The 276-nt window shown below is 47.8% G+C and carries 1 pseudogene; it reads left to right on the forward strand.

From position 1 onward, the window contains the following. A pseudogene (locus tag WEIDD23_RS13945) lies at positions 1-234 on the forward strand (hypothetical protein); the annotation flags it as partial. Between the last annotated feature and the right edge of the window lie 42 nt (positions 235-276).

The following is a 276-nucleotide window of genomic DNA, read 5'->3' on the forward strand; positions in this document are numbered from 1 at the left end:
AATGTGGTCATGCCATACTTTAACGGTTGGTTCTTAGGTGCGTACTACGCCTACATTGCGCTGTTCACGCAAATGCAGTCAGCACAAGGCACAGTTGGCCCAACGGAGACGCAAGCAATCGCCAAGGCTGCTTCAGACCGTGCCGAAAAGGAAGTGGAAGTCGAACGTCGTAAGTTCAACAACCGCCCAATTTATCGTCAGTCAATGTTGCAAGAAATGTTGGCAGCACTATAAATACATTTTTAAAAAACGCCAAGCGATTCAGTTCGCTTGGCG

The sequence above is a fragment of the Weissella sp. DD23 genome (assembly GCF_001579105.1).
Classification (GTDB): domain Bacteria; phylum Bacillota; class Bacilli; order Lactobacillales; family Lactobacillaceae; genus Weissella; species Weissella cibaria.